Here is a 24838-nt window from a genome sequence, read left to right on the forward strand (position 1 = left end):
GCGGCGAGTTGTCTCGCCGCCGCGTCGTGCCTTGCAGCAAACGCAGCGCCGGCATCGGCGATGACGCGGGAGATTGGAGGCTTTCTCCCCTATTTATCGGCGCGATGCCATGGCCCTGCGAAGTCGATAATTTCTGGCGTCACGGAATTGGCCGGCGCGCATACGGAGGTAAGGCATGGCAAGTTTTTCATCGATCGGCATCGGCCTGGGGGGCAACGTCGATGTCAATGCGCTCATCAAGGCCTCGGTCGATGCGGTGAAGCTCCCCATCACCAAGACCGGCGGCCTGCAGCAGCAGGCGGCCGTGACCAATGCCAAGGTGTCGGCCTTCGGGCAGTTCAAGTCGCTGGTGTCGGCGCTGGCCGATGCGGCGGGCAAGCTCAACAGCGTCACGGGCTGGAATGGGGTGAAGGCGTCGTCCTCCAACACCGACGCCGTTTCCGTCAGCGCCGTGGGCGGTGCGGCCGCAACCTCCTTCAGCGTGCAGGTGCAGAACCTGGCCACCGCGCAATCCTCCATTTCGGCGGCGCTGCAGCCGACCAAGCAGCCCGTGGGCGAGGGAACACTGACCGTGGAGATCGGCTCCTGGGCGGGCGATCCCAAGGCGTTCACCGCGGGCGATGCCACCGCCGTGAGCATCGACGTGAGTGCCACCGACACCCTGGCCGACGTGGCCAGCAAGATCAACGGCGCCAAGGCCGGCGTGACAGCGACGGTGCTCAACGACGGCGCGGGCGAGCGCCTGCTGCTGCGCAGCAATGCCACGGGCGAGGCCGCGGGCTACCGCCTGAGTGTGGCCGACGCTGACGGCGGCAATGACGATGGCGCCGGCCTGTCGCGCCTGGTGGCGGGCGCCACGACGGAGTACGCCAGGAACGCCAACGCCACGGTCAACGGCATTGCCGTGAGCTCGCCGACCAATGCCTTTGCCGATACGGTGGCGGGCGTGACCTTCACGGCCGCCAAGGTGACGACCGAGCCGGTGACGATCACCGTGGAGAAGGACAGCTCGGCCGTCAAGAAGAACATCGAGGCCTTCGTCGCGGCCTACAACGCCGTCAACAGTGCCCTCAATGAATCGACGAAGTACGACAAGGAGACCCAGACGTCCGCGCTGCTGCAGGGCGACTCCACCGTCATGACCCTGCAGAACACCTTGCGCATGGCGCTGCAGTCGGTCAACGGCTCGGGAGTGCTCAGGAACCTGTCGGCCGTGGGCGTGGTGTCGGCGGGCGGCCTGGGGGCGGGGAATTTGTCCCCGGATGGATCCCTGGAGCTCGACGCCACCAAGTTCGGCAAGGCCATGGAAGATCCGGACGCGGTCAAGGCGTTCTTCCGCGGGCCCGATGGCGGCGATGGAACGGAAGGTTTTGCCGGGAAATTCAAGGCCGTGACGGACAAGCTGATGGCCAGCGACGGCTTCTTCGCCACCAAGACCAAGACCTATGAGAGTGCGCTCAAGCTCAACGCCAAGGAGGTCGAGCGCATCACGGACCGGGCCGACCGGCTGGAGAAGAGCCTCACGCAGCGCTACACGGCGCTGGATACGAAAATGGCGTCCCTGAACGCGCTCAACACTTACATTGCCCAGCAGGTGACCACCTGGAACAAGTCTTCGTGAAATCCTTCAGTTTGGCGGCGGATTGCCGATGAATTGAATAGCAGCAAGTTCTAGGATCACCGCCATGTTCACCGCCATGAATCCCCGCGCCGCCTCCGCATACCAGCGCATCAATGTCGAGACCAGCATGCACACCATCGACCAGCACCAACTGGTCAGCCTGCTGTACGAGGGCGTGCTGAACGCCATCGCCACCGCCCGTGGCGCGCTGGCGCGCGGCGACGTGCCGACCAAGTGCAATAGCATCGCCAAGGCGGTGCGCATTCTGGAGGAGGGCTTGATGACGGCGCTGGACAGGAAGGGCGGCGGCGCCCTGGCCGAGAATCTGGGCGCCGTGTACGACTACAGCCTGGGCCGCCTGATCCAGGCCAATGTACGCAACGACGATGCCCTGCTGCAGGAGGTGGCGCGCCTCATAGCGCCCATTGCCCAGGGCTGGAACGAGATGAAGAAAAGCAACGACGCGGCCAATGACGTGGCGCAATCCGCGCTGATGGAAGCCTGAGACATGCCCGAAATGCTGATTGATTACTACAAGGCCATCGAGAACAGCAGCGCCAGGATGCTGGAGGCCGCCCGCCTCAAGGACTGGGACGAGGTGGTGCGCTGCGAGGGCGCCTGCGCCGTGCTGATAGAGCAACTGCGCTACCGCGCACAAAACGAGGAACTCGCGCCCGAGCAGCGCAAGGAAAAGACGCGCATCATGCAGCGCATATTGCGCAACGACGCGCAGATCCGCGTCCTGGCCGAACCCTGGCTGACGCAGTTCGAGCATTTGTTTGAGGGCCAGCCGCAGGTGATGCACTGATGCGTGCCGCGGCGTGGTGGCGCCGCGTTGGACGAGTCCAAGGCTGGAGAGCCGGCGCCGCGAGGTGGCCGGCTCTTTTTATTCCTGGCGATGCCAGGCGGCCGCCTCGCCCCGCTGTCTTCCTCCGGGAGGGGCAGGGGCGAAGGAATCTAAGCGAAAGTGGCCGTAGCGCCGATGTATGAAGCGCTGGCAGCTATTGAATCAGGAGTTTCCTGGGTAGGATTCACACCTGCATGTTCATGATGTCGGTATAGGCCTGCACCATGCGGTTGCGCACGTGCAGCGTGGCCTGGAAGCCGATCTGCGCCTTTTGCATGGCGACCATGGTTTCCTCGATGCTGACCTTGGGGTTTTCCAGCTGCACCTCGCGCTGCAGGTCGCCGGCGCGGTCCTGGGCGGCGCTCACCGATTGCAGGGCGTTCTTGAAGGCGGAGGAAAACCCCACTTCCTGCGTGCCCTCCTGCGGCGCGGCGACGCGGCGCGCCACCTGGGTGCCGGTGAGGGGGAACTGGGTGCTGGTGATGCGCAGGTCCATGGCGGGTGGGGACGGGGGTTGGGAGATGGTGCGATCGTAGGCGTACGGGGCCGCGCCGGAGTGGGGAAATGATGGACAAAGGCGCGCCTTATCCGGCGAACGGCGGGCCGGGGGCTTTTGATAATCGCTGCACTGCCGGAGTCCCGCCCGGCGCCCGCCCTCTTGTGGAAAGCACGATGTCTGCTGTTGCCGAAGTCCCCGTTACCCCGCCCTCCGCCGCCAGCGCCGGCTGGCAGCAGCGGCTGACATCGCTCGACCGCGGCGCGCGCATGCGCCTGGGGGCCGCGGCCGCGCTGCTGCTGGCGGTCCTGGTGGCCGTGTTCTTCTACGGCCGCCAGCCCGAGTACCGGGTGCTGTTCTCGGGCCTGAACGACAAGGACGGCGGCGCCATCGTGGCACAGCTGGCCACGATGAACGTGCCCTACAAGTACACCGAGGGCGGCGGCGCCATCATGGTGCCGGCCGAGCGCGTGCACGACGTGCGCCTGCGCCTGGCCACGCAGGGCCTGCCCAAGGGCTCGGTGACGGGCTTCGAGCTCATGGAGACGAACCGCTTCGGCGTGACCCAGTTCCAGGAGCGGCTCAATTTCCAGCGCGGGCTGGAGGGTGAGCTCACGCGCTCCATCCAGGCGCTGGCCTCGGTGCAGAGCGCGCGCGTGCACCTGGCGCTGCCCAACCAGAACGGGTTCTTCCGCGAGCAGCAGAAGCCCTCGGCCTCGGTGCTGCTCACCCTGTACCCGGGGCGCATCCTGGACAGGACGCAGATCGCGGGCATCGTGCACCTGGTGGCCTCCAGCGTGCCCGAGCTCGCGCCCTCGGCCGTGAGCGTGCTGGACGACACGGGCAAGCTGTTGTCGCAGTCGCCCGACGGGGGGGGCGGCAACGGCGTGGACGCGCAGCAGCTGGCCTACGTGCAGCAGATCGAGCAGCAGTACACGCGCCGCATCCTGGACCTGCTTGAACCCGTGGTGGGCAAGAACAACGTCAAGGCCCAGGTGACGGCCGAGGTGGATTTCAGCCAGACCGAGTCCACCTCCGAGCAGCACCGCCCCAACCTGTCGCCCGACGCGAGCGCCGTGCGCAGCCAGCAGATCGTGGAGAGCGGCGCCGCGCCGGCGGCGCAGCCGCCCACGGGCGTGCCCGGCGCTGTGAGCAACCAGCCGCCGCAGGGCTCCACCGCGCCCATCAACGGCGCCAACCCGCCGCCCACGGCCGCCAACGCGCAGCAGGCGGGCCAGCAGGCCGGCGCGCAGGGCAAGCGCGAATCCATCACCAACTACGAGGTGGACAAGACCACGCGCGTGACGCGCGCGGGGGCCGGAGCCATCAAGCGCGTGAACGCGGCCGTGGTGGTCAACTACCAGAGCGTGAGCGAGGCCCCGGGCAAGCCGGCGGTGAACAAGGCGCTTTCGCCCGAGCAGATCGAGCAGATGACGGCCCTGGTGCGCGAGACCATAGGCTTCAACAAGGAGCGCGGCGACTCGGTGAACCTGATGAACGCCCCCTTCCTGGTCGAGGACACGCCCAGCGTCGATCTGCCGCTGTGGAAGCAGCCCGAGGTGGTGGAGCTGGCCAGGAACCTGGGCTGGCCCGTGGGCATCTCGCTGGCCGTGGCCCTGCTGCTGCTGGGCCTGGTGCGGCCGCTGCTCAAGGCACGCCCGCGGGTCGCGCCGGCCACAGGGCCGCAGGAGGGCGGGCAGCTCAGCGCCATCGCCGCCGAAGAGCTGCAGCGCCCCGCGCTGCCCGCGCCGGTGCAGCCGCAGGATCTGCAGCCCACGGCCGAGCAGCTGCGCCTGGAGGATGCGCGCCGGCTGGCGCGCGACAACCCCGTGGCCGTGGCCAACATCCTCAAAACCTGGGTCAGCGGCGAATGACGCCGGCCCGTATCTGACGACGAGACCGACATGGACGAACAGGGTCTGAACGACGCGGCCATCATGCTGATGTCGCTGGGCGAGGAAGAGGCCGCCGAGGTCTTCAAGCACCTGTCGCCCAAGGAGGTGCAAAAGCTCGGCGAGACCATTGCGCGCATGCGCACCGTGTCCAAGGAAAAGGTGGACGAGGTGCTGAACCGGTTCACCAACGCGGCGGCGGCGCAAAGCCTGCTGGTGTCCGACACCAGCAACTACGTTCGCGCCGTGCTCAAGCGCGCGCTGGGCGACGACAAGGCCGCGCTGCTGATCGACCGCATCCTGCAGGGCGGCGACGTCTCGGGCATCGAGAGCCTGAAGTGGATGGACCCGCTGTCGGTGGCCGAGCTGCTGCGCAACGAGCACCCGCAGATCGTGGCCGCCATCCTGGTGCACCTGGACCCGGAGCAGTCCTCCGAGATCCTGGCGCAGCTCACCGAGCGCCAGCGCGGCGAGATCATGCTGCGCATCGCTACGCTGGAGGGCATACAGCCCACGGCGCTCAAGGACCTCAACGAGGTGCTGTACAAGGTGCTGGCCGGCGGGGACAAGGTGCGCAAGAGCTCGCTGGGCGGCGTCAAGACCGCGGCCGAGATCATCAACCTGCTGGGCTCGGGCATGGACGCTACCGTGCTCGACGCCATCCGCACCCACGACATCGACCTGGCGCAGAAGATCATGGACAAGATGTTCGTCTTCGACGACCTTGCCAAGCTCGACGGCCGCGCCATACAGACGGTGCTGCGCGAGGTGGCCTCGGAGACGCTGGTGGTGGCCCTCAAGGGCGCGCAGCCCGAGGTGCGCGAGAAGATCCTGGCCAACATGTCCACGCGCGCCGCCGACGCCATGCGCGAGGACCTGGAGTCGCGCGGGCCCATGCGCCTGTCCGAGGTCGAGGCGCAGCAGAAGGAAATCCTCAAGACCGTGCGCCGCCTGGCCGACGAGGGCCAGATCGCGCTCAGCGGCGGCGGCGACGATGCCTTCGTTTGACGGCTCCGGCAAGATAGACCCATGACACGAGCCAACCGCCACTACGCCCGCTTCATCCCGCGTGAGGAGGTGGGCGACGTCAGGCACTGGGATTTCGGCGACGTGCATGGCGCCGAGGCGCTGCGCCCCCTGGCGGAGCCGGTGGATGTGCACGAGCCCGAACCGCTGCCCGCCATGGACGAGGCGGAGCATCAGGCCCTGGTGCGGCAGGCGCATGACGAGGGCCATGCGCGCGGCCTGGCCGAAGGGCGCGAGCAGGCGCGGCTGGAGTGGCAGCAGCGCATGGACGAGTACGTGGCCGGCCAGGGGCGCGAGGCCGCCGAGCGCCTGGCGCGTCTCGCGCAGGCCATGGAGGACAGCCTTGCCGGCATGCAGCAGGCCATGGCCCGCGAGGTGCTGCAGCTCGCGTGCGACATCGCCCGCCAGGTGGTGCGCCAGGAGGTCGGCGCCAACCCCCAGGCCATGCTGCCCGTGGTGCGCGAGGCGCTGGCCATGCTGGTCGGCGAGGGGCGTGCGGCCGCGGTGCGTCTGAACCCCGCCGACTGGGCGGCGCTGCAGCAGCCGCTGCGCGAAGAGTTCGGCGCGGGCGGCATCCAGTGGCTGGCGGACGCCGCCGTGGCGCCCGGCGACTGCCTGGTGGAATCCGCCGGCATGGTGGTCGACGGCACGCTGGACAAGCGCTGGCGCCGCGCCATCGCGGCCCTGGGCCTGACGGGCGGCTGGCGGGAGGACACCGATGCCGATTGAGCCGGCTGGCGCCTGGGGCGGCCTCATGGGCCAGGCGCGTGCGCGCATGGCGCAGGAACTGCCGCTGGAGACGCGTGGCACCCTCACGCGCCTGACCGGCCTGGTGCTGGAGGCAGCGGGCCTGCGCGTGCCCGTGGGCGCGCAGTGCCAGGTGCGCATGGCCGGGCAGGAGCCCGTGCTGGCCGAGGTGGTGGGCTTTGCCGGCGACAAGGCCTTCCTGATGCCCGCGGGCGACATCCACGGCCTGTCCAGCGGCGCCAGCGTCACGCCGGCCGCGGCCTACGTGCCCGTGCCGCGGCTGGGCGGGGCGGGGCATGACCCCGAGGCGGCCGGCGCGGGCGTGCTGCGCCTGCCCATGGGCGACGGCCTGCTCGGGCGCGTGGTGGACTCGCAGGGCCAGCCCCTGGACCATGGCGGGCCGCTGGACCGCGTGGCCGCCCTGCCCATGGACCGCAGCCCCATCAACGCCATGGAGCGCGATCCAGTGCGCGAGCCGCTCGACACCGGCGTGCGCGCCATCAACGCGCTGCTCACCGTGGGCCGGGGCCAGCGCCTGGGCCTGTTCGCGGGCTCGGGCGTGGGCAAGAGCGTGCTGCTGGGCATGATGGCGCGCTATACCCGGGCCGACGTGATCGTGGTGGGCCTCATCGGCGAGCGCGGGCGCGAGGTCAAGGAGTTCGTCGAGGACATCCTGGGCGAGAGCGACCGCGGCCGCGCCGTGGTGGTGGCCGCGCCGGCCGATGCGCCGCCGCTCCTGCGCATGCAGGGCGCGGCCTATGCCACGGCCATCGCCGAACACTTCCGCGACCAGGGCCGGCACGTGCTGCTGCTCATGGACTCGCTCACGCGCTACGCCATGGCGCAGCGCGAGATCGCCCTGGCCATCGGCGAGCCGCCCGCCACCAAGGGCTACCCGCCGAGCTGCTTCGCCAAGCTGCCCGCGCTGGTCGAGCGCAGCGGCAACGGCCTGAACGGCGTGGGCTCGATCACGGCCTTCTACACCGTGCTGTCCGAGGGCGACGACCAGCAGGACCCGATCGCCGACGCGGCGCGCGCCATCCTGGACGGCCACATCGTGCTCTCGCGCGCCCTGGCCGAGAGCGGGCATTACCCGGCCATCGACATCGAGCAATCGGCCTCGCGCGTGATGCACAACGTGGTCTCGCGCAGCCATTTCGACATGGCGCGGGGCTTCCGCGCCATTTACTCGCGCTACCAGAAGAGCCGCGACCTGATCCAGGTCGGCGCCTACATGAGCGGCTCCGACCCCCTGCTGGACGAGGCCATACGCCTGCAGCCGGGCATGGCGGCCTTCCTGCAGCAGGACATGTTCGAGGCCGCCTCCATGGACGACTGCCTCGCGGCCATGGGGCAGGTGCTCGAAGGCGCATGAGATGACGCACCTTCTTTCACGCGCAGCGTCTGAAGCGGAAAGGACCGCCGCATGTCGTCGCTGAAAGCCTTCCAGGTGGCAGCGGAGCTGGCCGAGCGCCAGCGCGACGCGGCGCGCCAGGCGCTCAGGGACGTGCAGGACGCGCGCCAGGCGGCGCAGGCGCAGCTGGACCAGCTCACGGGCTATGCGGGCGAGACCCTGGGCCGCTGGGGCATGAAGGCGGGCGCCGCGGTGCAGCCCGAGGTGATGCGCCACCACTACCAGTTCATGGGCCGGCTGGACGACGCCATTGCGCAGCAGACGGGTACCGTGGCCACCCAGGACGCCCGCGTGGAGCAGGCCCGCCAGGCGCTGCTGGCCGCCGAGCTGCGCCTGGCCAGCCTGCGCAAGGTCCTGGAGCGCCGCCGCGCCGAGATGGCGCTGCTGCAGCAGCGCCGGGAACAGAAACAGACCGACGAGCGCGCCGCGCTGCGCGCCGCCCGCGCACAGGGCGGCGCGCCGGACCAGGAGCATTGACCATGGAAAAGACACGCATCTCCTCCGCAGCCCCGCAGGGCACGCACGAGGCGCGCGGCGCCCGCGGCGCCGCGGGCAAGGCGGGCGCGGCGCAGGCGCATGACCAGGCCGACGCGCAGGGCGCGGGCTTTGCGCTGCTGCTGGCGTCCCTGGATGGCGGCGAGGGCATTGACGCACCCACGGCCTTGGGAAGCGGCGACGACGGTGCCGGGGATGTGCCGGTGGATCCGGCGGGTGATGCGGCCCAGCCCCCGGCCGGGCTTCCGGACGCCGCCGCGCTGGCGGCATGGATGGCCGGGCTGCAACCCGGCGCAGCGCTGGCCAAGGCGGTGGACGGTGTCACTGGCGGCGCGACGGGTGGCATGACGGGCAGCGTGGTGGGCGGCGTGACCAGCAACGTGACCAGCAGCGCGATGGGCGGCGAGGCCGATGCCTTCATGAGCCGCGTCGGCCTGGGCCTGCTGCGCCAGGGCCAGGACAGCCTGGTGGGCCAGACGGCATTGCTCGATGGCGCGGCCGAGGCGGCCGCCCTCAACGGCGTGCCGCAGGGGCCGGCCGGCCGCGCGGGCGCGGCGCGTGCCTTGCCCGCGGGGCAGGCCATGGCGGCGCAGGACGCCGCCGGCGCGGGCGGTGGCCACCGGGCGCTGCGTGCCGGGGCGGCGCCCGCGCAGCCGGCCATGGAGCCGCTGGCGGCGCAGGCCATGCCTGCGGCCCAGGCCGCAAGCACCGCGCCGGCCGAGCGGCGGGATGCCCTGCAGGCCCTGGCGCGGCCCGAGGCCGATCCGGCGGCGCCCGCCATGGCGCCCGGCGCCATGGTGGAGGCGGCAGCGGGCACGGCGCCGGCCGCGCCGCGCGAGGGCGAATCCCGGGTCGCGGAAGCGGGCGGCACGCAGGGCGAGCAGCCGCATGCGCCCGAGGCGGCGGATACCGCGCAGGCCCCGGCCGATGCCGCGCAGTCCGGCATGGGCAGCGCCGAGGATCAGCTGGCCGAGCAGGTGGCCTACTGGGTGCACCACAAGACCCAGAACGCCGCGCTGACGCTCGACGGCGACGGCCGGCCCGTGGAGGTGAAGGTGGCGCTGACGGGCGACGAGGCCCATGTCACCTTCCGCAGCGACCAGGCCGAGGCGCGCCAACTGCTGGACGGCGGCTCCGCCGAGCTGCGCGGGATGCTGCAGCGCGAGGGGCTGCACCTGGCCGGCGTGACGGTGGGCACGTCCGGGGACGGCGGCGCGCCGGCGCGCCAGGGCGCGCGCGAAGGCGGGCGCCAGGACGCGCGCCAGGCCACGGTGCAGGCCGCGGCCCCGGCGGGCGGCGGCGACGCGGCCCGCGCTCGCGGCGCGGGAGCACGGTCGGTGGACATCTTCGTGTGAACCGCCCGGCGCACGGGCCGCCAAGCGTCCGATAGCCGGGGGTTTGGGCTTTTATTCCGCGGATCATCGGGCGGCCCGCGTTGAATAATCGGCCATACAGCAGGTAATGGCCCCCGGGGCTTTCGCCTGCAGCCCACCAACCCGCCGCGCAAGAAAGCACCGACGTGTCCGATACCACCGCTGCCCCGGCCAAGAGCAAGAAACTGATCATCATCGTGGTGGCGCTGGCCCTGCTGCTGGTGGCTGGCGGCGCGGCCGCATGGCTGCTGCTGGCCAAGCGCCACGCGGGCGACGAGGAAGATGCGCCGGCGCACACGGCCCAGGCCGCGCCGCCCAAGACTCCGCCCACCTTCCTGCCCATGGAGAACATGGTGGTCAACCTGGCCGACCCCGGCGGCGACCGTTTCGCCCAGGTGGGCATCACCCTGGAGCTGGCGGACGCCAAGACGGCCGAGCTCGTCAAGACCTACATGCCCAGCATCCGCAGCGGCGTGCTGCTGCTGGTGTCGCAGCGCACCACCGACGAGCTGCTGACGCGCGAGGGCAAGGAAAAGCTGGCCGCCGACGTCCGGCGCGAGGTCTCGCGCCCGCTGGGCTTCTCGGTTCCGAAGCCGCGCAAGCGTCCCGCCAGCCGCGACCCGGAAGAGGAGGACGACGAGGATGCGCAGCCCCGCCCCCGGGTGGACAACAACCCGGTGCGCCAGGTGCTGTTTTCCAGCTTCATCATTCAGTGAGCCATCATGAGCGAGTCCTTTCTGTCCCAGGAGGAGGTCGATGCCCTGCTGGAGGGCGTGACCGGCGAGAGCCAGAAGACCGTCAAGGAGGAGATCGAAGCCGGCGTCGTGCGCGACTACGACATCTCCAGCCAGGAGCGCATCGTGCGCGGCCGCATGCCGACGATGGAGATCGTCAACGAGCGGTTCGCGCGCAACTTCCGCATCGGCCTGTTCAACATGATCCGCCGCAGCCCCGAGATCTCCGTGGGCACGGTGGCGGTGCAGCGCTACAACGCCTTCCTGCGCGAGCTGGTGGTGCCGACCAATTTCAACATCGTCGCCATACGGCCGCTGCGCGGCAGCGGCCTGATCGTGTGCGAGCCATCGCTGCTGTTCGGCATCATCGACACGCTGTATGGCGGCATGGGCAAGCTCCAGACGCGCATCGAGGGGCGCGACTTCTCGGCCACCGAGCAGCGCGTGATCCAGCGCCTGGTCGGCCTGGTCTGCGAGGAATACAAGAAGGCCTGGCAGGGCATCTACCCGCTGGAGCTGTCCTACCAGCGCTCGGAGATGCAGCCGCAGTTCGCCAACATCGCCACGCCCAGCGAGATCGTCGTGTCCACGGCCTTCCAGCTGGAGATCGGCGACTTGGCCGGCGCCATCCACATCTGCATGCCCTATGCGACGCTGGAGCCGATCCGCGACGTGCTGTACTCGTCCGTCCAGGGCGACGCCATCGAGGTGGACCGCCGCTGGGTCAAGGTGCTCACGCGCGAGATCCAGGCCGCCGAGGTGACGCTGGTGGCCGAGCTGGCCCGCGCCGATGCCACCGTGGAGCAGCTGCTGGCCATGAAGCCGGGCGATTTCATCGAACTCGACCGCGAGCCGCGCATCCGCGCCTCCATTGAGGGCGTGCCGGTCTTCGAGTGCCAGTACGGCACGCACAACGCCAAATACGCGATACGCATCGAGCAGTGCCTGCGCGGCGCCGATGCCCATTGGATGGGAGAAAAGAATGTCAACTGAATCCGACCACGACGCCGGCCAGCCCGGCGACGGCGCGGCCGCGGACGATCCGTTCGCCGGCTGGGCCGAGGCGCTGGAGGAGCAAAAGAGCGCCGACGCGCGCACCATCGACGCCGAGCAGGGCGGCCCGCTCTCGGGCGAGCCCGCGCGCGCCTTCGCGGGCGGTGGCGACGCGCCGGTGCAGGACATCAACATGGTGCTGGACATCCCGGTGCAGCTGTCGGTGGAGCTGGGGCGCACCAAGGTGCCGATCAAGTACATCCTGCAGCTGGCCCAGGGCTCGGTGGTGGAGCTCGACGCGCTCGCGGGCGAGCCCATGGACGTGCTGGTCAACGGCTACCTCATCGCCCAGGGCGAGGTGGTGGTGGTCAACGACAAGTTCGGCATCCGCCTGACCGACGTGGTCACCCCTTCGGAGCGTCTGCGCCGTGTCAGCCGGGGATAGCGTGGGCATGACCCAGACCCTGCTGCTGGTCGTGCTGTTCGTGGCCGCCCTGGCGGCCCTGCCGTGGCTGATCCGCCGCCTGCAGCGCCAGCGCGCCGGCCTGCAGGCCGGCGCGGGCGCCGGTTCGCGCGTGCTCTCGGCCGTGGCCGTGGGGCCGCAGCAGCGCGTGGTCATGGTGGAGGTGGGACCGCCGCAGCAGCGCACGCTGCTGGTGCTGGGCGTGACGGCGCAGGCGATCAACTGCCTGCACGTGCTGCCGGCCATGGCGGGCGAGGCGGCCTCGTTCGCATCCGAGATGTCGGCCGCGCGCGCGCAGGCGGGCCGGAGTACAGAGGGCGGCCATGCGTAGATGCATACGCGGGGCGGCGGGCCTGGCCTGCCTGCTGCTGGCGGGCGCGGCCCTCGGGCAGCAGCAGGGCGGCGCCGGCACGCTGCCGCTGGTGATCGGCTCGGGCGCGGGCGGGACCAGCTATTCGGTGCCGATACAGACGCTGCTGTTCTTCACCGCGCTGTCCTTCCTGCCGGCGGTGCTGCTCATGATGACGGGCTTCACGCGCATCGTCATCGTGCTGTCGCTGCTGCGCCAGGCCATAGGCACGCAGCAGGCGCCGCCCAACCAGGTGGTGGTGGGCCTGTCGCTGTTCCTCACGCTGTTCGTCATGGGGCCGACGCTGGACAAGGTGTACCAGGAGGCCTACGTGCCTTACACCACCAACGCGCTGTCGTTCGAGCAGGCGTTGCAGAAGGCCGAGGCCCCCATGCGCGGCTTCATGCTCAAGCAGACGCGCCAGTCCGACTTCGCGCTGTTCGCGCGCCTGGCCAAGCTCGACGAGGGCGTGACGGCCGAGACCGCGCCGCTGCGCGTGCTGGTGCCGGCCTTCGTGACCAGCGAGCTCAAGACCGCGTTCCAGATCGGCTTCATGGTCTTCATCCCGTTCCTGATCATCGACATGGTGGTCTCCAGCGTGCTCATGTCGCTCGGGATGATGATGCTCTCGCCGGTGCTGGTGGCGCTGCCGTTCAAGCTCATGCTGTTCGTGCTGGCCGATGGCTGGAACCTGCTCATCGGCTCGCTGGCCGCGAGCTTTGCCACGTGAAGGATCTCTCATGACCGCCCAGTTCGTCCTCACCATGGGGCGCGACGCGCTCACCCTGCTGCTCATGATCGCCATGCCGGTGCTGGGCGTGGTGATGGCCGTGGGCCTGCTGGTGAGCATCTTCCAGGCCGTGACGCAGATCCACGAGGCCACGCTGGCCTTCGTGCCCAAGCTGATCGCGGCCATGGTGGTGTTCGCCGTCGCCGGGCCGTGGATGCTCTCCACGCTGGTGGACTTCCTGCGGCGCACGATCGAGTCCATCCCCTCCGTGGTCGGATGATCACCTTCACCGAGGCGCAGATCATGGCCTGGCTCTCGCCGGTGCTGTGGCCGTTCCTGCGCGTGCTGGCGCTGTTCACGTCCGCGCCGGTGTTCTCCATGCGCGCCATTCCCGTGCGCGTGCGCATCGGACTGGCCTTCCTCGTGGCCCTGTGCGCGCAGGCGGCGCTGCCCAACCAGCCGGTGATAGACCTCAATGGCCGGGAGGCGGCCGGCGCGGTGCTGCAGCAGGTGGGCGTGGGCCTGGCCATCGGCTTTGCCGTGCGCCTGGTGTTCGTGGCCGTGGAGCTGGCCGGCGAGGTCATCGGGCTGCAGATGGGCTTGAATTTCGCCTCGTTCTTCGACCCGGCGAGCAATGCCCAGGTGAGCGCCGTGGCGCGCTTCTTCGGCAACATCGCCATGCTGCTGTTCGTGGTCGTCAACGGTCACCTGATGGTGCTGATGGCCGTGGTCAAGAGCTTCGAGAGCTTCCCCGTGGACGGCCACTTCCTGCAGGCCGTGGCGCAGATGCGGCTGCACGAGCTGGGCGCGTCGGTGTTCGCCAGCGGCCTGTGGATCGCGCTGCCCATGATCGCGCTGCTGCTGTTCGTCAACCTCACGCTGGGCATCATCTCGCGCGTGGCGCCGCAGATGAACGTCTATGCCGTGGGCTTCCCGGTCACGCTCACCGTGGGCATGCTGGGCATCACGGCCACGCTGCCCATGCTGGAGCAGCCCATGCTCACGCTGCTGCAGCAGGCGATCGACATCTTTCAAAAATAATAGCTGCTTGCGCTTGCCATTTATGGTTTTCAGTATGAAAACATTTTGAAAATGGCTTTTATAAAGCGGAGGCAGCTATCGTTTTCATACCAGCCGGTTGCGTATCGCGTACACCGTCAGCTCCGCGTTGTTGGCCAGCCGCAGCTTCTCCAGCACGCGCGCGCGGTACACGCTCACGGTCTTGGGGCTGAGCATCAGCTCCTCGGCGATGTCCGACAGGCGCCTGCCCGAGGCGATCTTCACCAGCGTCTGCAGCTCGCGCTCCGACAGCGACTCGTGCGGCAGCTCGGGCGTGGGCTGGGCCAGGCTGTCGGCCAGCAGCTGCGCGACCTCGGGCGTGAGGTACTTGCGGCCCTGCATCACGGTGTGCACGGCGGCGATGAGCTGCACCGGGTCGCTCGCCTTGTTGGCGTAGCCGTGCGCGCCGGCCTTCAGGCAGCGCAGCGCGTACTGGTCCTCGGGGTACATGGAGACGATCAGCACCTTGACCGCGGGGTGGGATTCCTTGAGGCTGGCCAGCACCTCCAGGCCGCTGCGCCCGGGCAGGTTCAGGTCCAGCAGCAGCACGTCGCACGCGGCGGTGCGCAGTACCTCGCGCAGCTCGGGGTAGCTGCCGGCCTCGCCGGTCACGCAGATGTCGGGCGACTCGGTCAGCGTGTCGCGTATGCCGCGCCGCAGCACGGCGTGGTCGTCGCAAAGCACCACTTGGATCACGGCTCTCCTCCTGCTTCACAGCCATCCGATGTTAGCGGCACGCTCATGATGACCGAGGTGCCCTGGCCGGGCCGGCTGCTGATGTCCAGCCAGCCGCCGGCGCGGCGCGCGCGCTCCTGCAGGCCCTTGAGGCCGAAGGAGCGGGGCTTTTGCAGCATCCCGGGCGCGATGCCGCGGCCGTCGTCGCTCACCTCCAGCGTCAGCACGCCCTCGTGGTCGGACAGGTCGATGTGCACGCGCCGGGCCTGGGCGTGCTTGTGCACGTTGGTCAGCGCCTCCTGCGCGGTGCGGTAGGCCACGAGCTGCAGCGCGGGCGGCATGTCCATGGCCTCGCGGCTGGCGCTCACGCGCACGCTCACGCGCGTGCGGCGCTCGAACGACTCGGCCAGCCAGCGCACGGCGGCCACCAGGCCCTGGTCCAGCACGGGCGGGCGCAGGTTCATCATGAGGCGCTGGCTCGCGTCTATGGCGTGCTGCAGCATCTCGGTGGCGCTGGCGGCATGCGTGCGCTGGCCGTCGTCCTGGCTGTGGCGCGCGAGCCACGCCAGGTCGAACCGGACCGCGGCCAGCGCGCCGCCGATGTCGTCGTGGATCTCGCGCGCGATGGCGGCGCGCTCCTCCTCGATCGAGGTCTGCAGGTGCTCGGCCAGCGCGGCCAGGCGCTGCTGCGACTCGGCCAACTCGGCCACGGCCTGCTCGCGCGCGCGGCGCGCCTCGGCCACCTCGATGGCGCGCAGCAACACGTGCGGCAGGCGCGCCATGTCGTCCTTGAGCAGGTAGTCGGCGAAGCCCAGGCGCATGGCATCGACCGCCGCCGCCTCGCCGATCGCGCCCGACAGCAGCACGAAGGGCGGGTGATCCGGGCGCTGCTCCACGATGCGCCAGGCATCGAGGGCGGTGAACCCGGGCAGGCGGTAGTCCGCCAGGATCAGGTCGAAGCTCTCCTGCTGCAGCCACCGCGTGAACTCCTCGAGCGTGTCCGTGTGGCGCATCTCGTGGGGCAGGCCGACGCGGCGCAGGGTCAGCCGCGCCAGCGCATGGTCCGCGGCCGAATCCTCAAGATGAAGTACGCGCACGGGTCTTTTCGGAGTGTCAGGTTCGGTAGGAATAGGTATCATAGGATACACATTGGAACAAGTTGGGCTTGGTGGCTCTCGAAAAGAGAGCCCGAGGCCGGCGGTGATGGAGAAACGATGCAATCTACGCTCAATATGCCGGACGGGCCTGCGGTGCAGGTCCCCGTCATGGTGGCTGCCGAGTTGCAGGATTGCCTGCTGATGGTCATGCACGACCTGCATCGCCTCGAAGGCTTGCTCGACCATGCCACGGAGAATCTGCTTGCGCGCTTCGGCGAGGCCAATGCGTCGCTCACGGACGCGGTGATCGGCGACTCCGCCGAGCTGGCCGTCCTGCGCGGCGCGCTGCGCAGCGCGGTGACCGAGTTGCAGTTTCACGACATGGCGACGCAATTGCTGGGCCATAGCGGCAAGATGCTGCAGTCCTGCGCCTTCCGCCTCGCGGCCGAGGTCATGGGCACGGAGGAGGGGGAGGAGCCCGCGCCGCTCGAAGGCATGGCCCCCGAGCGCCCCAATCCCGTGACGCAAAGCGAAATGGCCGCGGGCTCGGTGGATCTGTTCTGAAAGCCTGTCCCGCCGCCGTTTCATCCATCCATTCATTCATTCAAGTCAGAAGTCGTTGGAGCTTTCCATGCAGTCCATTCTTGCGGTCGATGATTCCCCGTCCATGCGGAAGATGGTGTCCTTCACCCTGACGGGTGCGGGCTACCACGTGGTGGAGGCGGTGGATGGCCAGGATGCCCTGGAGAAGGCCGAGACCCACGACATCCATCTGGTGCTGGCCGACCAGAACATGCCGCGCCTGGACGGCATCGGCCTGACGCGCAAGCTGCGCGCGCATCCGCGCTTCAAGAGCACCCCCATCCTGATCCTCACGACGGAGTCCAGCGACCAGATGAAGCAGGCGGGCCGCGCCGCGGGGGCGACGGGCTGGCTGGTCAAGCCGTTCGACCCCACGCGCCTCATCGAGGTCATCCAGAAGGTCATCCGCTGACAAGCGGCGGCCACACCACCATTCACGCAGTACACAGGAATCCGGAACCATGGCGGACACCCACCAAGAAGGCGCGGGCACGGGCGCGGACTTCGACCTCAGCCAGTTCTATCAAATCTTCTTCGAGGAGGCCGGCGAGAACCTGGACCAGATGGAGCAGATGCTGCTGAACCTGGACCTGGATGCCGCCAACGACGAGGAGCTCAACGGCATCTTCCGCTGCGCCCACTCCATCAAGGGCGGCGCGGCCACCTTCGGCTTTGCCGACGTGGCCGAGCTGACGCACCAGATGGAATCGCTGCTGGACCGGCTGCGCAGGCACGAGCTGCACATCGTCCCGCCGATGGTGGATGTGCTGCTGGAGTCGGCCGATGCATCGCGCAGCCTGCTGGCGCGCCACCAGGCCGGCGGCCAGGGCGAGGCCGTGTCCACCCAGGACCTGGTGCGCCGCATCAGCGTGCTGGCCGCGGGCGGCGCGCCCGCGGCGGAGCCGGCCCCTGCCATCGCGGCGGCCCCGGTGGAACTGCCGAGCCCGCCGCCCGCACCCGTGCAAGCGCAGGGCGAGGCGGCCGGTGGCGGCCCGCGCGCGCTGGAAATCCACATCGGCCCGCTCGCCCAGCCGGCCCTGGCCGAGGCGATCAAGGACCTGTTCCGCGACATCCCCGGCCTGGGCAGCATCGACGACCTGCCCGACGAGCGCCCGGGCATGCGCCGGTTCGCCGTGCAGACCGCATCCACCGACGAGGACCTGCTGGACCTGTTTGCCTTCCACGTCGCCAAGGAGCAGGTGGCCATCCATGCCATCGGCGCTGCTCCTGCCGCCGCGCCGCAGGCCGAGCCGGCGCCGCCCCAGGTCCCGCAGGCGGCCGCCATGGCCGAGCCCTATGGCTTCTTCGCCGGCGCCCCGGGCGTGCCCGTCGATGAGGTGGCGACTGCCGCCCTGGCCGCGCCGGCCGCGCGGCCGGTGGCGGCCCGCGCGAACGCCGAAACGAAGGCGGCGAGCCAGGCATCGATGGAGTCGTCCACCATCCGCGTGGCCGTGAACAAGGTCGACCAGCTCATCAACCTGGTGGGCGAGCTGGTCATCACCCAGGCCATGCTGGCGCAGAACAGCCGCGGCCTGGACGCGGGCCTGCACCAGCAGCTGCTGGCCGGCCTGGCCGACCTGGACCGCAACACGCGCGACCTGCAGGAGTCCGTGATGTCGATCCGCATGATTCCCATGTCGATCGTCTTCAACCGCTTCCCGCGCATGCTGCGCGACCTGGCGGGCAAGCTGGGCAAGAAGGTGGAGTTCGTCACCCACGGCGAGGCGACCGAGCTGGACAAGAGCCTGGTGGAAAAGATCACCGATCCCCTGACCCACCTGGTGCGCAACAGCCTGGACCACGGCATAGAACTGCCCGCCGACCGCATCGCCGCCGGCAAGGCCGAGCATGGGACCCTGAGCCTGTCGGCCTCGCACCAGGGCGGCTCCATCGTCATCGAGGTGCGCGACGATGGCAAGGGCCTTTCGCGCGCAAAAATCCTGCAGAAGGCGCGCGAGCGCGGGCTGGAGGTGTCCGACGCCATGTCCGACAGCGAGGTCTGGAACCTGGTCTTCGCGCCGGGCTTTTCCACGGCCGACGTGGTCACCGACGTGTCGGGCCGCGGCGTGGGCATGGACGTGGTCAAGCGCAACATCACCTCGCTGGGCGGCTCGGTGGAGCTCGACTCGGCCGAGGGCTACGGCATGCGCGTGTCGGTGCGGCTGCCGCTCACGCTGGCCATCATGGACGGCATGTCGGTGGGCGTGGCCGACGAGGTCTACATCCTGCCGCTGTCGTCGGTGGTGGAGTCGTTCCAGGTGAACGCGGGCGACGTGAACACCGTCGCCCAGGGCTCGCAGCTCGTCAAGGTGCGCGACGAGTACATGCCGGTGATGTCGCTGGAGCGGATCTTTGACGTGCCGCGGCCGAACGCCGGCGAGGGCAGCAGCATCATGGTCGTGGTCGAGGCCGACGGCAGCCGCGTGGCGGTGCTGGTCGACGAACTGCTGGGCCAGCACCAGGTGGTGGTGAAGAACCTGGAGACCAATTACCGCAAGGTGCCCAACGTATCGGGCGCCACCATCTTGGGCGACGGCACCGTGGCGCTGATCCTGGACACGGCGGCTCTGGTGCGCCGCGCGCGCCATTGATTGACGTGACAAACGCCGAGCGAAGAGGAGTGAACGCATGAACGTGGTGGACAAAGGCATAGAGGCCGTGGCGGCCGGCGCGAGGGAATACCTGACCTTCCGCCTGGGGCAGGAGGAGTACGGCATAGACATCCTCAAGGTCCAGGAAATCCGGGGCTACGAGGCACCCACGCGCATTGCCCATGCGCCGCCCTTCATCAAGGGCGTGATCAACCTGCGCGGCACCATCGTCCCCATCGTGGACATGCGCCTGCGCTTCGCCTGCGCGCAGGCCGAATACAACAGCCTGACGGTGGTCATCATCCTGAACCTGCGCGAGCGCGTGGTCGGCATCGTCGTGGACTCGGTCAGCGATGTCATGGAACTGGCGCCCGAGCAGGTGCGCGCGGCGCCGGACATCGACAGCGCCATCGACGCCCAGTGCATCCGCGGCCTGGGCTCGGTGGGCGAGCGCATGCTCATCCTGCTGGACATCGAGCATCTGATGTCGGGCACGGACATGGGGCTGGCGACGGCCGGGCATTGATGTCGATGCGCGCACACACTCTGCCGGCGCAGGCCGCGCGCCGCGCGCACGCGCCCCCGGGCATGGTCCAGCCAGTGTCGGGCAGGGCCATGGAGCAGGAGGGCGAGGGGCGCGAGTTCGCCTGGACCGCTGCCGATTTCTCGCGCGTGAAGGCCTTGATCTACCAGCGCGCCGGCATCAGCCTGCATGACGGCAAGCACGCCATGGTCTACAGCCGGCTGTCGCGCCGCCTGCGCGACACCGGCCATTCGAGCTTCCACGATTACCTGGGCTGGCTCGAGAGCAGCGACGGCCCCGAATGGCAGGAATTCGTGAATGCGCTCACCACCAACCTCACGGCCTTCTTTCGCGAACAGCACCATTTCGAGATCCTGGCCACGCTGCTGCGCAGCCGTCCGGCGGGGCCCTGGAATGTCTGGTGCAGCGCCGCCTCGACGGGGGAGGAGCCCTATTCCATCGTCATGACCGCACTCGAGTCGCTCGGCCCGCAGGCCTCGTTCAAGCTGTCGGCCAGCGACATCGACTCGCGCGTGCTGGCCACGGCGGCGCGCGGGGTGTACCGGCTCGATGGGCTCAAGGGCCTGAGCCAGGAGCGGCTGCAGCGCTTCTTCCTGCGCGGCAAGGGCAGCAATGCAGGGCTTGCGCGCGTGCGCCCGGAACTGCGCCGCCCCATCGATTTCCTGAGCGTCAACCTGATCAGCGACGATTGGCCGTTCCGCGAGCCTTTCGATGCGGTTTTCTGCCGCAACGTGATGATCTACTTCGACGCTCCCACGCAGCGGCGCGTGCTCGAGCGCATCCACCGCGTGCTCCGGCCGGGCGGCATGCTGTTCGTGGGCCATGCGGAAAACTTCAGCGATTCACGCGACCTCTTCGCCCTGCGCGGCAAGACGGTCTACGAACGCCTGTGAGCGAATTTGACCAAGGTATCTGCCATCCATGAGCGCCTCGCCAAGATCTGATGTATCGCCCACGGCGGCTCCGGGCGGCATGCCCGAGCGCAGGCGCGTGCCGCGCATCACGCCCCTGGGGACCGATGGGCAGGCCGCGGCGGGCGCTGGGCCCGAGGTGTCGCTGCAGGAGCTCAAGGCGCGGGCACGCAAGCCGGGCGAGGCCTCGTTCTTCTTTTTCGACCACCACTTCCAGCACAACGCCGTCAAGGTGCTGCCGGGCGAGTACTTCGTCACGCGCGAGCGGCTGGCCATCATGACGGTGCTGGGTTCGTGCATCGCCGCCTGCCTGTGGGACAGCCGCGCTGGCGTGGGCGGCATGAACCATTTCATGCTGCCCGAGGGCGACAGCGCCGACACCTCGGGGCGCTACGGCTCCTATGCCATGGAGCTGCTGATCAACGAGATGATGAAGCTGGGCGCGCGCCGCGAGACCCTGCAGGCGAAGATCTTCGGCGGCGCGCAGGTCATGCACAACCTCACTACTCTGAACGTGGGGGTGCGCAACACCCGGTTCGTGCAGGAGTACCTGGCTACCGAGCGCATCCCCGTGGTGTCGGACGACGTGCTCGACATCTACCCGCGCAAGGTGGTGTTCTTTCCCGTGACGGGCAAGGTGATGGTCAAGCGGCTGGCGCATGCCCACCCCGATTCGCTGGTCCAGGAAGTGCGTGGCAATGCGGCCACGGTGGCGCGGGCCACGAGCGGCGGTTCGGTCGACCTTTTCTGACCGAACGCCTGGGCGCAACCAATACGACAAGGGTTCTAGGGTATGAGCGGCAAGATCAGGGTGATCGTGGTGGACGACTCGGCGCTGGTGCGCAGCCTGTTGTCGGAGATCATCAACCGCCAGGGCGACATGGAATGCATAGGCACGGCCAATGATCCATTGATCGCGCGCGAGATGATCCGCGAAAAGAACCCCGACGTGATCACCCTCGACGTGGAAATGCCGCGCATGGACGGCATCGACTTCCTCGGGCGCCTCATGCGCCTGCGGCCCATGCCGGTGGTCATGATCTCCACGCTGACCGAGCGCGGGGCCGAGGTGACGATGAAGGCGCTGGAGCTGGGCGCCGTCGATTTCGTGGCCAAGCCGCGCGTGGGGCTGGCCGGCGGGCTGAACGAGCTGGCCGCGCAGATCGTGGACAAGATCCGCGTGGCGGCATCGGCCCATGTGCGGCGCACGCCGGCACGCAGCGCCAGCGCCATCGCGCACCCCGAGACGGAGGGCGGCCAGGCGGCGGCGCCACCGGCGGGCGTATCGGCGCTGCTCGGGCGGCTGTCCACTGAAAAAGTCATTTGCATAGGCGCCTCCACCGGCGGCACCGAGGCCATCCGCGAGGTGCTGGTGCACATGCCGGCGGACTCGCCGGCCATCGTCATCACCCAGCACATGCCGCCGGGCTTCACCACCAGCTTCGCGGCGCGGCTCAACAGCCTGTGCCGGATCACGGTGAAAGAGGCGGTGAACGGCGAGCGCATCCTGCCGGGCCATGCCTACATCGCGCCGGGGGGGCGGCAGTTCCACCTCGCGCGCAGCGGCGCCAACTACGTGGCCGTGGTGGACGACGGCCCGCCCGTGAACCGGCACAAGCCCTCGGTGGAGGTGCTGTTCAAGTCGGCAGCCGCCGTGGTGGGGCGCAATGCCTACGGCATCATGCTCACCGGCATGGGCGCCGACGGCGCCGCCGCCATGCGCGAGATGCGGGACGCGGGCAGCTACAACTACGTGCAGGACGAGGCCAGTTGCATCGTCTTCGGCATGCCGCGCGAGGCCATCGCCCACGGCGCGGCCGACGAGGTGCTCCCGCTCACGCAGATCGCGCCGGCGCTGATTGCGCGCCTGCGCGGCTCCACCGACCGGCTGCACCACCGCATCTGAGCTTCAGGCCGACAGCTCGGCCCAGCGCTCCAGCGCCTGCATCAGCAGATCCTCGATCTCGCCATCGCGCTGGTGCAGCGCTGCGGCGCGCGCGCCGTCGCGCGCATACAGGCTGCCGTCGGCCAGCTCGTCGCGGATGGCCTTCTGCTCGGCCTCCAGTGCGTCGATCTGGCCGGGCAACTGCTCCAATTCGCGCTGCTCCTTGTAGCTGAGCTTCTTTTTTTGTAGCTGCTCGCGCTTTTCTGGTGGGCCTTTAGGCTCATTTTTGCTTGTATTCTTGCTGACAGCTGGCGCAGCACCTGCCAACTCGCGGCTGCGGCGCGACTGCGTCAGCCAGTCCTGCACGCCGCCCTCGTACTCGCGCCACAGGCCATCGCCCTCATGGGCGATGGTGCTGGTGACCACGTTGTCCAGGAAGGTCCGGTCGTGGCTCACCAGGAACACCGTGCCGTCATAGCCCTGCAGCAACTCCTCCAGCAGGTCCAGCGTGTCGATGTCCAGGTCGTTGGTCGGCTCGTCCAGCACCAGCACGTTCGCCGGGCGCGCGAACAGCCGGGCCAGCAGCAGCCGGTTGCGCTCGCCGCCCGAAAGCGAGCGCACGGGGGAGTGCGCGCGCGCCGGGGAGAACAGGAAGTCGCCCAGGTAGCTCTTGACGTGCTTGCGCTGCGCGCCGATCTCTATCCATTCGCTGCCCGGGCTGATGAAATCCTCCAGCGTCGCATCCAGGTCGATGGCGTGGCGCATCTGGTCGAAATAGGCCACCTGCAGATTGTTGCCGCGGCGCACGCTGCCGCTGTCGGGCGCGAGCTCGCCCAGGATCAGCTTCAGCAGCGTGGTCTTGCCCGCGCCGTTGGGGCCGATCAGGCCCACCTTGTCGCCGCGCAGGATGGTGGCGCTGAAGTCGCGCACGATCGTCTTGTCGCCGAACGCCTTGCCCACGCGCGTGAGCTCGGCCACGATCTTGCCCTGGTAGCTGCCCTGGCTGCCCGAGGCAATGTCCATCTTCACGCTGCCCAGCGCCTCGCGCCTGGCCGCGCGGTTGGCGCGCAGGGCCTGCAGCCGGCCGATGCGGCTCTGGCTGCGCGTGCGCCGGGCCTCCACGCCTTTGCGGATCCAGACCTCCTCCTGCGCGAGCAGCTTGTCGGCACGGGCGCTGATGACGGCTTCCTGCGCCAGCTGCTCCTCCTTCTGCACGAGGTACTGTGCGAAATTGCCTGGATAGGAGCGCAATTGCCCCCGGTCCAGCTCCACGATGCGGGTGGCGATCCGGTCCAGGAAGGCGCGGTCGTGGGTGATGGTGACGATGCTGCCCTTGAACGCCTGCAGCAGTTCCTCCAGCCATTCAATGGAATCCAGGTCCAAGTGGTTGGTGGGCTCGTCGAGCAGCAGCACATCCGGCCGCGCCACCAGGGCCTGGGCCAGGGCCACGCGCTTCTTGGTGCCGCCCGAAAGCGTGCCTATCACCGCCTGCGGATCCAGGTGCAGGCGCTGCAGGGTTTCCTCCACGCGCTGCTCCCAGTTCCACGCGTCCTGGGCCTCTATCCGGGACTGCAGCGCATCCAGATCCAGCCCGGGGGCGCCGGACAGATACTGCTCGCGCAGCGCGATGGCCTCCGACAGGCCCTGTGCCGCGGCCTGGAAAATCGTGGCTTCGGGGGCGAGATCCGGCTCCTGGGCCACATAGGTGATGCGCAAGCCCTGCTGGACGCTGAGCGTGCCATCGTCGGGCTTGGCCAAGCCGCCCAGAATCTTCAGCAGGGAGGACTTGCCCGCGCCGTTGCGCCCTATCAGCCCCACGCGTTCGGCCGGCTCCAGTGCAAAATTCGCATGGTCGAGCAGGGCTACGTGCCCGAACGCCAACTGGGCGTCCATCAAAGTAATCAGTGCCATGCCGGAATTATCGGCCGGGGTGGCAGGACGTCCCTTCCCCCCCAAGAACGGCAACCCCATAAAAAGCGGATCGGAAGATTTTTTAGGGGTAAACCCGCGCTATACTCCACGCTTCGCTGCAACGCAGGGCCTTCAAGAAGGTCTTCGGCAGCGGAAAGCCAGGAAGAGAAATCTTCCGGTCTTGAGGTTTTCGGAGGTTAAAACCGATGTATACTTCAAGGCTTCGCTGGCGGAGGCGGACTGTTGTCGAGAGATGGTGGTTTGCGAAGTTGGCGGGGGGGTCGAAAGACCACAAAGTTTGACAGGTCTTTAAAAAACGTGTCATAATTCAAGGCTTCGCTGATCGCAGCGAAGTTTGGAAGTTGAAAGAGATTTTGGCTTCCCGGATCGTTAAAAACATACA

29 protein-coding genes are annotated in these 24838 nt (G+C 68.9%); 23 read left to right on the forward strand and 6 right to left on the reverse strand.

The features are described from left to right. Nucleotides 1-175: 175 nt before the first annotated feature. Nucleotides 176-1621: a flagellar filament capping protein FliD gene (fliD, locus tag ACX12L_RS04330; protein WP_459261460.1), complete on the forward strand. Its 1446-nt coding sequence runs from the start codon at nucleotides 176-178 to the stop codon at nucleotides 1619-1621. Between the two features lie 6 nt (nucleotides 1622-1627). Here the strand turns inward: fliD and ACX12L_RS04335 are convergent, their stop codons facing one another. Beyond that, on the reverse strand, nucleotides 1628-1750 hold the full coding sequence (locus ACX12L_RS04335) for a hypothetical protein (RefSeq protein WP_459261493.1): 123 nt from the start codon (nucleotides 1748-1750) through the stop codon (nucleotides 1628-1630). Here ACX12L_RS04335 and fliS point away from each other — a divergent pair. Beyond that, nucleotides 1698-2126 carry a flagellar export chaperone FliS gene (fliS, locus tag ACX12L_RS04340; protein WP_459261492.1) on the forward strand — a complete coding sequence of 143 codons (429 nt, stop codon included), beginning with the start codon at nucleotides 1698-1700 and terminating at the stop codon, nucleotides 2124-2126. The genes ACX12L_RS04335 and fliS overlap by 53 nt on opposite strands. Nucleotides 2127-2129: 3 nt before the next feature. Next, nucleotides 2130-2429 carry a flagellar protein FliT gene (locus tag ACX12L_RS04345; protein WP_459261461.1) on the forward strand — a complete coding sequence of 100 codons (300 nt, stop codon included), beginning with the start codon at nucleotides 2130-2132 and terminating at the stop codon, nucleotides 2427-2429. Between the two features lie 223 nt (nucleotides 2430-2652). On the opposite strand, the gene fliE is transcribed toward ACX12L_RS04345, so the two are convergent. Then, entirely contained in the window at nucleotides 2653-2964 is a 312-nt protein-coding gene (gene fliE / locus ACX12L_RS04350; protein ID WP_459261462.1) for a flagellar hook-basal body complex protein FliE, read from the reverse strand. Nucleotides 2965-3140: 176 nt separating this feature from the next. Here fliE and fliF point away from each other — a divergent pair, with 176 nt between their 5' ends. The 13 genes from fliF to fliR all read left to right on the forward strand — a co-directional run bounded on the left by fliF (nucleotide 3141) and on the right by fliR (nucleotide 14221). Continuing rightward, entirely contained in the window at nucleotides 3141-4838 is a 1698-nt protein-coding gene (fliF, locus tag ACX12L_RS04355) for a flagellar basal-body MS-ring/collar protein FliF (protein WP_459261463.1), read from the forward strand. A gap of 30 nt (nucleotides 4839-4868) precedes the next feature. Further along, on the forward strand, nucleotides 4869-5864 hold the full coding sequence (fliG, locus tag ACX12L_RS04360) for a flagellar motor switch protein FliG (protein ID WP_459261464.1): 996 nt from the start codon (nucleotides 4869-4871) through the stop codon (nucleotides 5862-5864). A 21-nt stretch (nucleotides 5865-5885) separates the two neighbouring features. Beyond that, complete coding sequence (locus ACX12L_RS04365) at nucleotides 5886-6611, forward strand: FliH/SctL family protein (protein ID WP_459261465.1); 726 nt, start codon at nucleotides 5886-5888, stop codon at nucleotides 6609-6611. Further along, entirely contained in the window at nucleotides 6601-8004 is a 1404-nt protein-coding gene (gene fliI / locus ACX12L_RS04370) for a flagellar protein export ATPase FliI (RefSeq protein ID WP_459261466.1), read from the forward strand. The genes ACX12L_RS04365 and fliI overlap by 11 nt, the downstream gene beginning before the upstream one ends. Nucleotides 8005-8055: 51 nt before the next feature. Beyond that, on the forward strand, nucleotides 8056-8520 hold the full coding sequence (gene fliJ / locus ACX12L_RS04375) for a flagellar export protein FliJ (protein WP_459261467.1): 465 nt from the start codon (nucleotides 8056-8058) through the stop codon (nucleotides 8518-8520). 2 nt (nucleotides 8521-8522) lie between these two features. After that, nucleotides 8523-9893 carry a flagellar hook-length control protein FliK gene (fliK, locus tag ACX12L_RS04380; RefSeq protein WP_459261468.1) on the forward strand — a complete coding sequence of 457 codons (1371 nt, stop codon included), beginning with the start codon at nucleotides 8523-8525 and terminating at the stop codon, nucleotides 9891-9893. Nucleotides 9894-10057: 164 nt separating this feature from the next. After that, a complete protein-coding gene (locus ACX12L_RS04385) occupies nucleotides 10058-10627 on the forward strand; it encodes a flagellar basal body-associated FliL family protein (protein WP_459261470.1) in 570 nt (189 codons plus the stop codon). Between the two features lie 6 nt (nucleotides 10628-10633). Beyond that, on the forward strand, nucleotides 10634-11638 hold the full coding sequence (gene fliM, locus ACX12L_RS04390) for a flagellar motor switch protein FliM (RefSeq protein ID WP_459261471.1): 1005 nt from the start codon (nucleotides 10634-10636) through the stop codon (nucleotides 11636-11638). Continuing rightward, nucleotides 11628-12083: a flagellar motor switch protein FliN gene (fliN, locus tag ACX12L_RS04395; protein WP_013723059.1), complete on the forward strand. Its 456-nt coding sequence runs from the start codon at nucleotides 11628-11630 to the stop codon at nucleotides 12081-12083. Before fliM ends, fliN begins: the two co-directional genes overlap by 11 nt. 7 nt (nucleotides 12084-12090) lie before the next feature. Continuing rightward, nucleotides 12091-12432, forward strand: a complete 342-nt coding sequence (locus ACX12L_RS04400; RefSeq protein ID WP_459261472.1) for a FliO/MopB family protein — start codon at nucleotides 12091-12093, stop codon at nucleotides 12430-12432. Beyond that, entirely contained in the window at nucleotides 12425-13180 is a 756-nt protein-coding gene (gene fliP / locus ACX12L_RS04405) for a flagellar type III secretion system pore protein FliP (protein WP_459261473.1), read from the forward strand. The genes ACX12L_RS04400 and fliP overlap by 8 nt, the downstream gene beginning before the upstream one ends. 10 nt (nucleotides 13181-13190) lie before the next feature. Continuing rightward, nucleotides 13191-13460: a flagellar biosynthesis protein FliQ gene (gene fliQ / locus ACX12L_RS04410; RefSeq protein ID WP_459261474.1), complete on the forward strand. Its 270-nt coding sequence runs from the start codon at nucleotides 13191-13193 to the stop codon at nucleotides 13458-13460. Beyond that, complete coding sequence (fliR, locus tag ACX12L_RS04415) at nucleotides 13457-14221, forward strand: flagellar biosynthetic protein FliR (protein ID WP_459261475.1); 765 nt, start codon at nucleotides 13457-13459, stop codon at nucleotides 14219-14221. The genes fliQ and fliR overlap by 4 nt, the downstream gene beginning before the upstream one ends. An 84-nt stretch (nucleotides 14222-14305) precedes the next feature. On the opposite strand, the gene ACX12L_RS04420 is transcribed toward fliR, so the two are convergent. Both ACX12L_RS04420 and ACX12L_RS04425 read right to left on the reverse strand, forming a co-directional pair. Next, nucleotides 14306-14935: a response regulator gene (locus ACX12L_RS04420; protein WP_459261476.1), complete on the reverse strand. Its 630-nt coding sequence runs from the start codon at nucleotides 14933-14935 to the stop codon at nucleotides 14306-14308. Continuing rightward, complete coding sequence (locus tag ACX12L_RS04425) at nucleotides 14932-16053, reverse strand: hybrid sensor histidine kinase/response regulator (protein ID WP_459261478.1); 1122 nt, start codon at nucleotides 16051-16053, stop codon at nucleotides 14932-14934. The genes ACX12L_RS04420 and ACX12L_RS04425 overlap by 4 nt, the downstream gene beginning before the upstream one ends. 75 nt (nucleotides 16054-16128) lie before the next feature. Here ACX12L_RS04425 and ACX12L_RS04430 point away from each other — a divergent pair, with 75 nt between their 5' ends. The 7 genes from ACX12L_RS04430 (at nucleotide 16129) to ACX12L_RS04460 (ending at nucleotide 22545) form a co-directional block, all read left to right on the forward strand. After that, complete coding sequence (locus ACX12L_RS04430) at nucleotides 16129-16575, forward strand: hypothetical protein (protein WP_459261480.1); 447 nt, start codon at nucleotides 16129-16131, stop codon at nucleotides 16573-16575. Nucleotides 16576-16642: 67 nt separating this feature from the next. Further along, nucleotides 16643-17005, forward strand: coding sequence for a response regulator (locus tag ACX12L_RS04435; protein WP_459261481.1), 363 nt, complete (start codon nucleotides 16643-16645; stop codon nucleotides 17003-17005). A gap of 49 nt (nucleotides 17006-17054) precedes the next feature. Further along, a complete protein-coding gene (locus ACX12L_RS04440) occupies nucleotides 17055-19184 on the forward strand; it encodes a chemotaxis protein CheW (protein WP_459261482.1) in 2130 nt (709 codons plus the stop codon). Nucleotides 19185-19221: 37 nt separating this feature from the next. Then, a complete protein-coding gene (locus ACX12L_RS04445) occupies nucleotides 19222-19710 on the forward strand; it encodes a chemotaxis protein CheW (protein ID WP_459261483.1) in 489 nt (162 codons plus the stop codon). Then, nucleotides 19710-20621, forward strand: coding sequence for a CheR family methyltransferase (locus ACX12L_RS04450; RefSeq protein ID WP_459261484.1), 912 nt, complete (start codon nucleotides 19710-19712; stop codon nucleotides 20619-20621). The genes ACX12L_RS04445 and ACX12L_RS04450 overlap by 1 nt, the downstream gene beginning before the upstream one ends. 28 nt (nucleotides 20622-20649) lie before the next feature. Further along, nucleotides 20650-21390, forward strand: a complete 741-nt coding sequence (cheD, locus tag ACX12L_RS04455) for a chemoreceptor glutamine deamidase CheD (protein ID WP_459261486.1) — start codon at nucleotides 20650-20652, stop codon at nucleotides 21388-21390. Between the two features lie 42 nt (nucleotides 21391-21432). Beyond that, nucleotides 21433-22545 carry a protein-glutamate methylesterase/protein-glutamine glutaminase gene (locus ACX12L_RS04460; protein WP_459261487.1) on the forward strand — a complete coding sequence of 371 codons (1113 nt, stop codon included), beginning with the start codon at nucleotides 21433-21435 and terminating at the stop codon, nucleotides 22543-22545. Nucleotides 22546-22548: 3 nt separating this feature from the next. On the opposite strand, the gene ACX12L_RS04465 is transcribed toward ACX12L_RS04460, so the two are convergent. Together ACX12L_RS04465 and ACX12L_RS04470 are read right to left on the reverse strand one after the other, a co-directional pair. Next, nucleotides 22549-24435, reverse strand: a complete 1887-nt coding sequence (locus tag ACX12L_RS04465) for an ATP-binding cassette domain-containing protein (RefSeq protein WP_459261488.1) — start codon at nucleotides 24433-24435, stop codon at nucleotides 22549-22551. Between the two features lie 215 nt (nucleotides 24436-24650). Beyond that, nucleotides 24651-24838, reverse strand: a 188-nt coding sequence (locus tag ACX12L_RS04470) for a hypothetical protein (protein WP_459261489.1), incomplete at its 5' end; no start/stop codon positions are given.

This window comes from Alicycliphilus sp. T452 (assembly GCF_054512775.1).

What these genes read in the sequence shown, in the direction of transcription:
- ACX12L_RS04365 (WP_459261465.1), top strand. Translation starts at nt 5,886, where the DNA reads ATGACACGAGCCAACCGCCACTACGCCCGCTTCATCCCGCGTGAGGAG.
- ACX12L_RS04345 (WP_459261461.1), top strand. Translation starts at nt 2,130, where the DNA reads ATGCCCGAAATGCTGATTGATTACTACAAGGCCATCGAGAACAGCAGC.
- ACX12L_RS04430 (WP_459261480.1), top strand. Translation starts at nt 16,129, where the DNA reads ATGCAATCTACGCTCAATATGCCGGACGGGCCTGCGGTGCAGGTCCCC.
- fliM (WP_459261471.1), top strand. Translation starts at nt 10,634, where the DNA reads ATGAGCGAGTCCTTTCTGTCCCAGGAGGAGGTCGATGCCCTGCTGGAG.
- fliR (WP_459261475.1), top strand. Translation starts at nt 13,457, where the DNA reads ATGATCACCTTCACCGAGGCGCAGATCATGGCCTGGCTCTCGCCGGTG.
- fliJ (WP_459261467.1), top strand. Translation starts at nt 8,056, where the DNA reads ATGTCGTCGCTGAAAGCCTTCCAGGTGGCAGCGGAGCTGGCCGAGCGC.
- fliI (WP_459261466.1), top strand. Translation starts at nt 6,601, where the DNA reads ATGCCGATTGAGCCGGCTGGCGCCTGGGGCGGCCTCATGGGCCAGGCG.
- ACX12L_RS04400 (WP_459261472.1), top strand. Translation starts at nt 12,091, where the DNA reads ATGACCCAGACCCTGCTGCTGGTCGTGCTGTTCGTGGCCGCCCTGGCG.
- fliE (WP_459261462.1), bottom strand. Translation starts at nt 2,964, where the DNA reads ATGGACCTGCGCATCACCAGCACCCAGTTCCCCCTCACCGGCACCCAG.
- ACX12L_RS04460 (WP_459261487.1), top strand. Translation starts at nt 21,433, where the DNA reads ATGAGCGGCAAGATCAGGGTGATCGTGGTGGACGACTCGGCGCTGGTG.
- ACX12L_RS04335 (WP_459261493.1), bottom strand. Translation starts at nt 1,750, where the DNA reads ATGCTGGTCTCGACATTGATGCGCTGGTATGCGGAGGCGGCGCGGGGA.
- ACX12L_RS04445 (WP_459261483.1), top strand. Translation starts at nt 19,222, where the DNA reads ATGAACGTGGTGGACAAAGGCATAGAGGCCGTGGCGGCCGGCGCGAGG.
- fliG (WP_459261464.1), top strand. Translation starts at nt 4,869, where the DNA reads ATGGACGAACAGGGTCTGAACGACGCGGCCATCATGCTGATGTCGCTG.
- cheD (WP_459261486.1), top strand. Translation starts at nt 20,650, where the DNA reads ATGAGCGCCTCGCCAAGATCTGATGTATCGCCCACGGCGGCTCCGGGC.
- ACX12L_RS04440 (WP_459261482.1), top strand. Translation starts at nt 17,055, where the DNA reads ATGGCGGACACCCACCAAGAAGGCGCGGGCACGGGCGCGGACTTCGAC.
- fliN (WP_013723059.1), top strand. Translation starts at nt 11,628, where the DNA reads ATGTCAACTGAATCCGACCACGACGCCGGCCAGCCCGGCGACGGCGCG.
- ACX12L_RS04450 (WP_459261484.1), top strand. Translation starts at nt 19,710, where the DNA reads ATGTCGATGCGCGCACACACTCTGCCGGCGCAGGCCGCGCGCCGCGCG.
- fliF (WP_459261463.1), top strand. Translation starts at nt 3,141, where the DNA reads ATGTCTGCTGTTGCCGAAGTCCCCGTTACCCCGCCCTCCGCCGCCAGC.
- ACX12L_RS04435 (WP_459261481.1), top strand. Translation starts at nt 16,643, where the DNA reads ATGCAGTCCATTCTTGCGGTCGATGATTCCCCGTCCATGCGGAAGATG.
- fliS (WP_459261492.1), top strand. Translation starts at nt 1,698, where the DNA reads ATGAATCCCCGCGCCGCCTCCGCATACCAGCGCATCAATGTCGAGACC.
- ACX12L_RS04425 (WP_459261478.1), bottom strand. Translation starts at nt 16,053, where the DNA reads ATGATACCTATTCCTACCGAACCTGACACTCCGAAAAGACCCGTGCGC.
- fliQ (WP_459261474.1), top strand. Translation starts at nt 13,191, where the DNA reads ATGACCGCCCAGTTCGTCCTCACCATGGGGCGCGACGCGCTCACCCTG.
- fliK (WP_459261468.1), top strand. Translation starts at nt 8,523, where the DNA reads ATGGAAAAGACACGCATCTCCTCCGCAGCCCCGCAGGGCACGCACGAG.
- ACX12L_RS04465 (WP_459261488.1), bottom strand. Translation starts at nt 24,435, where the DNA reads ATGGCACTGATTACTTTGATGGACGCCCAGTTGGCGTTCGGGCACGTA.
- fliP (WP_459261473.1), top strand. Translation starts at nt 12,425, where the DNA reads ATGCGTAGATGCATACGCGGGGCGGCGGGCCTGGCCTGCCTGCTGCTG.
- fliD (WP_459261460.1), top strand. Translation starts at nt 176, where the DNA reads ATGGCAAGTTTTTCATCGATCGGCATCGGCCTGGGGGGCAACGTCGAT.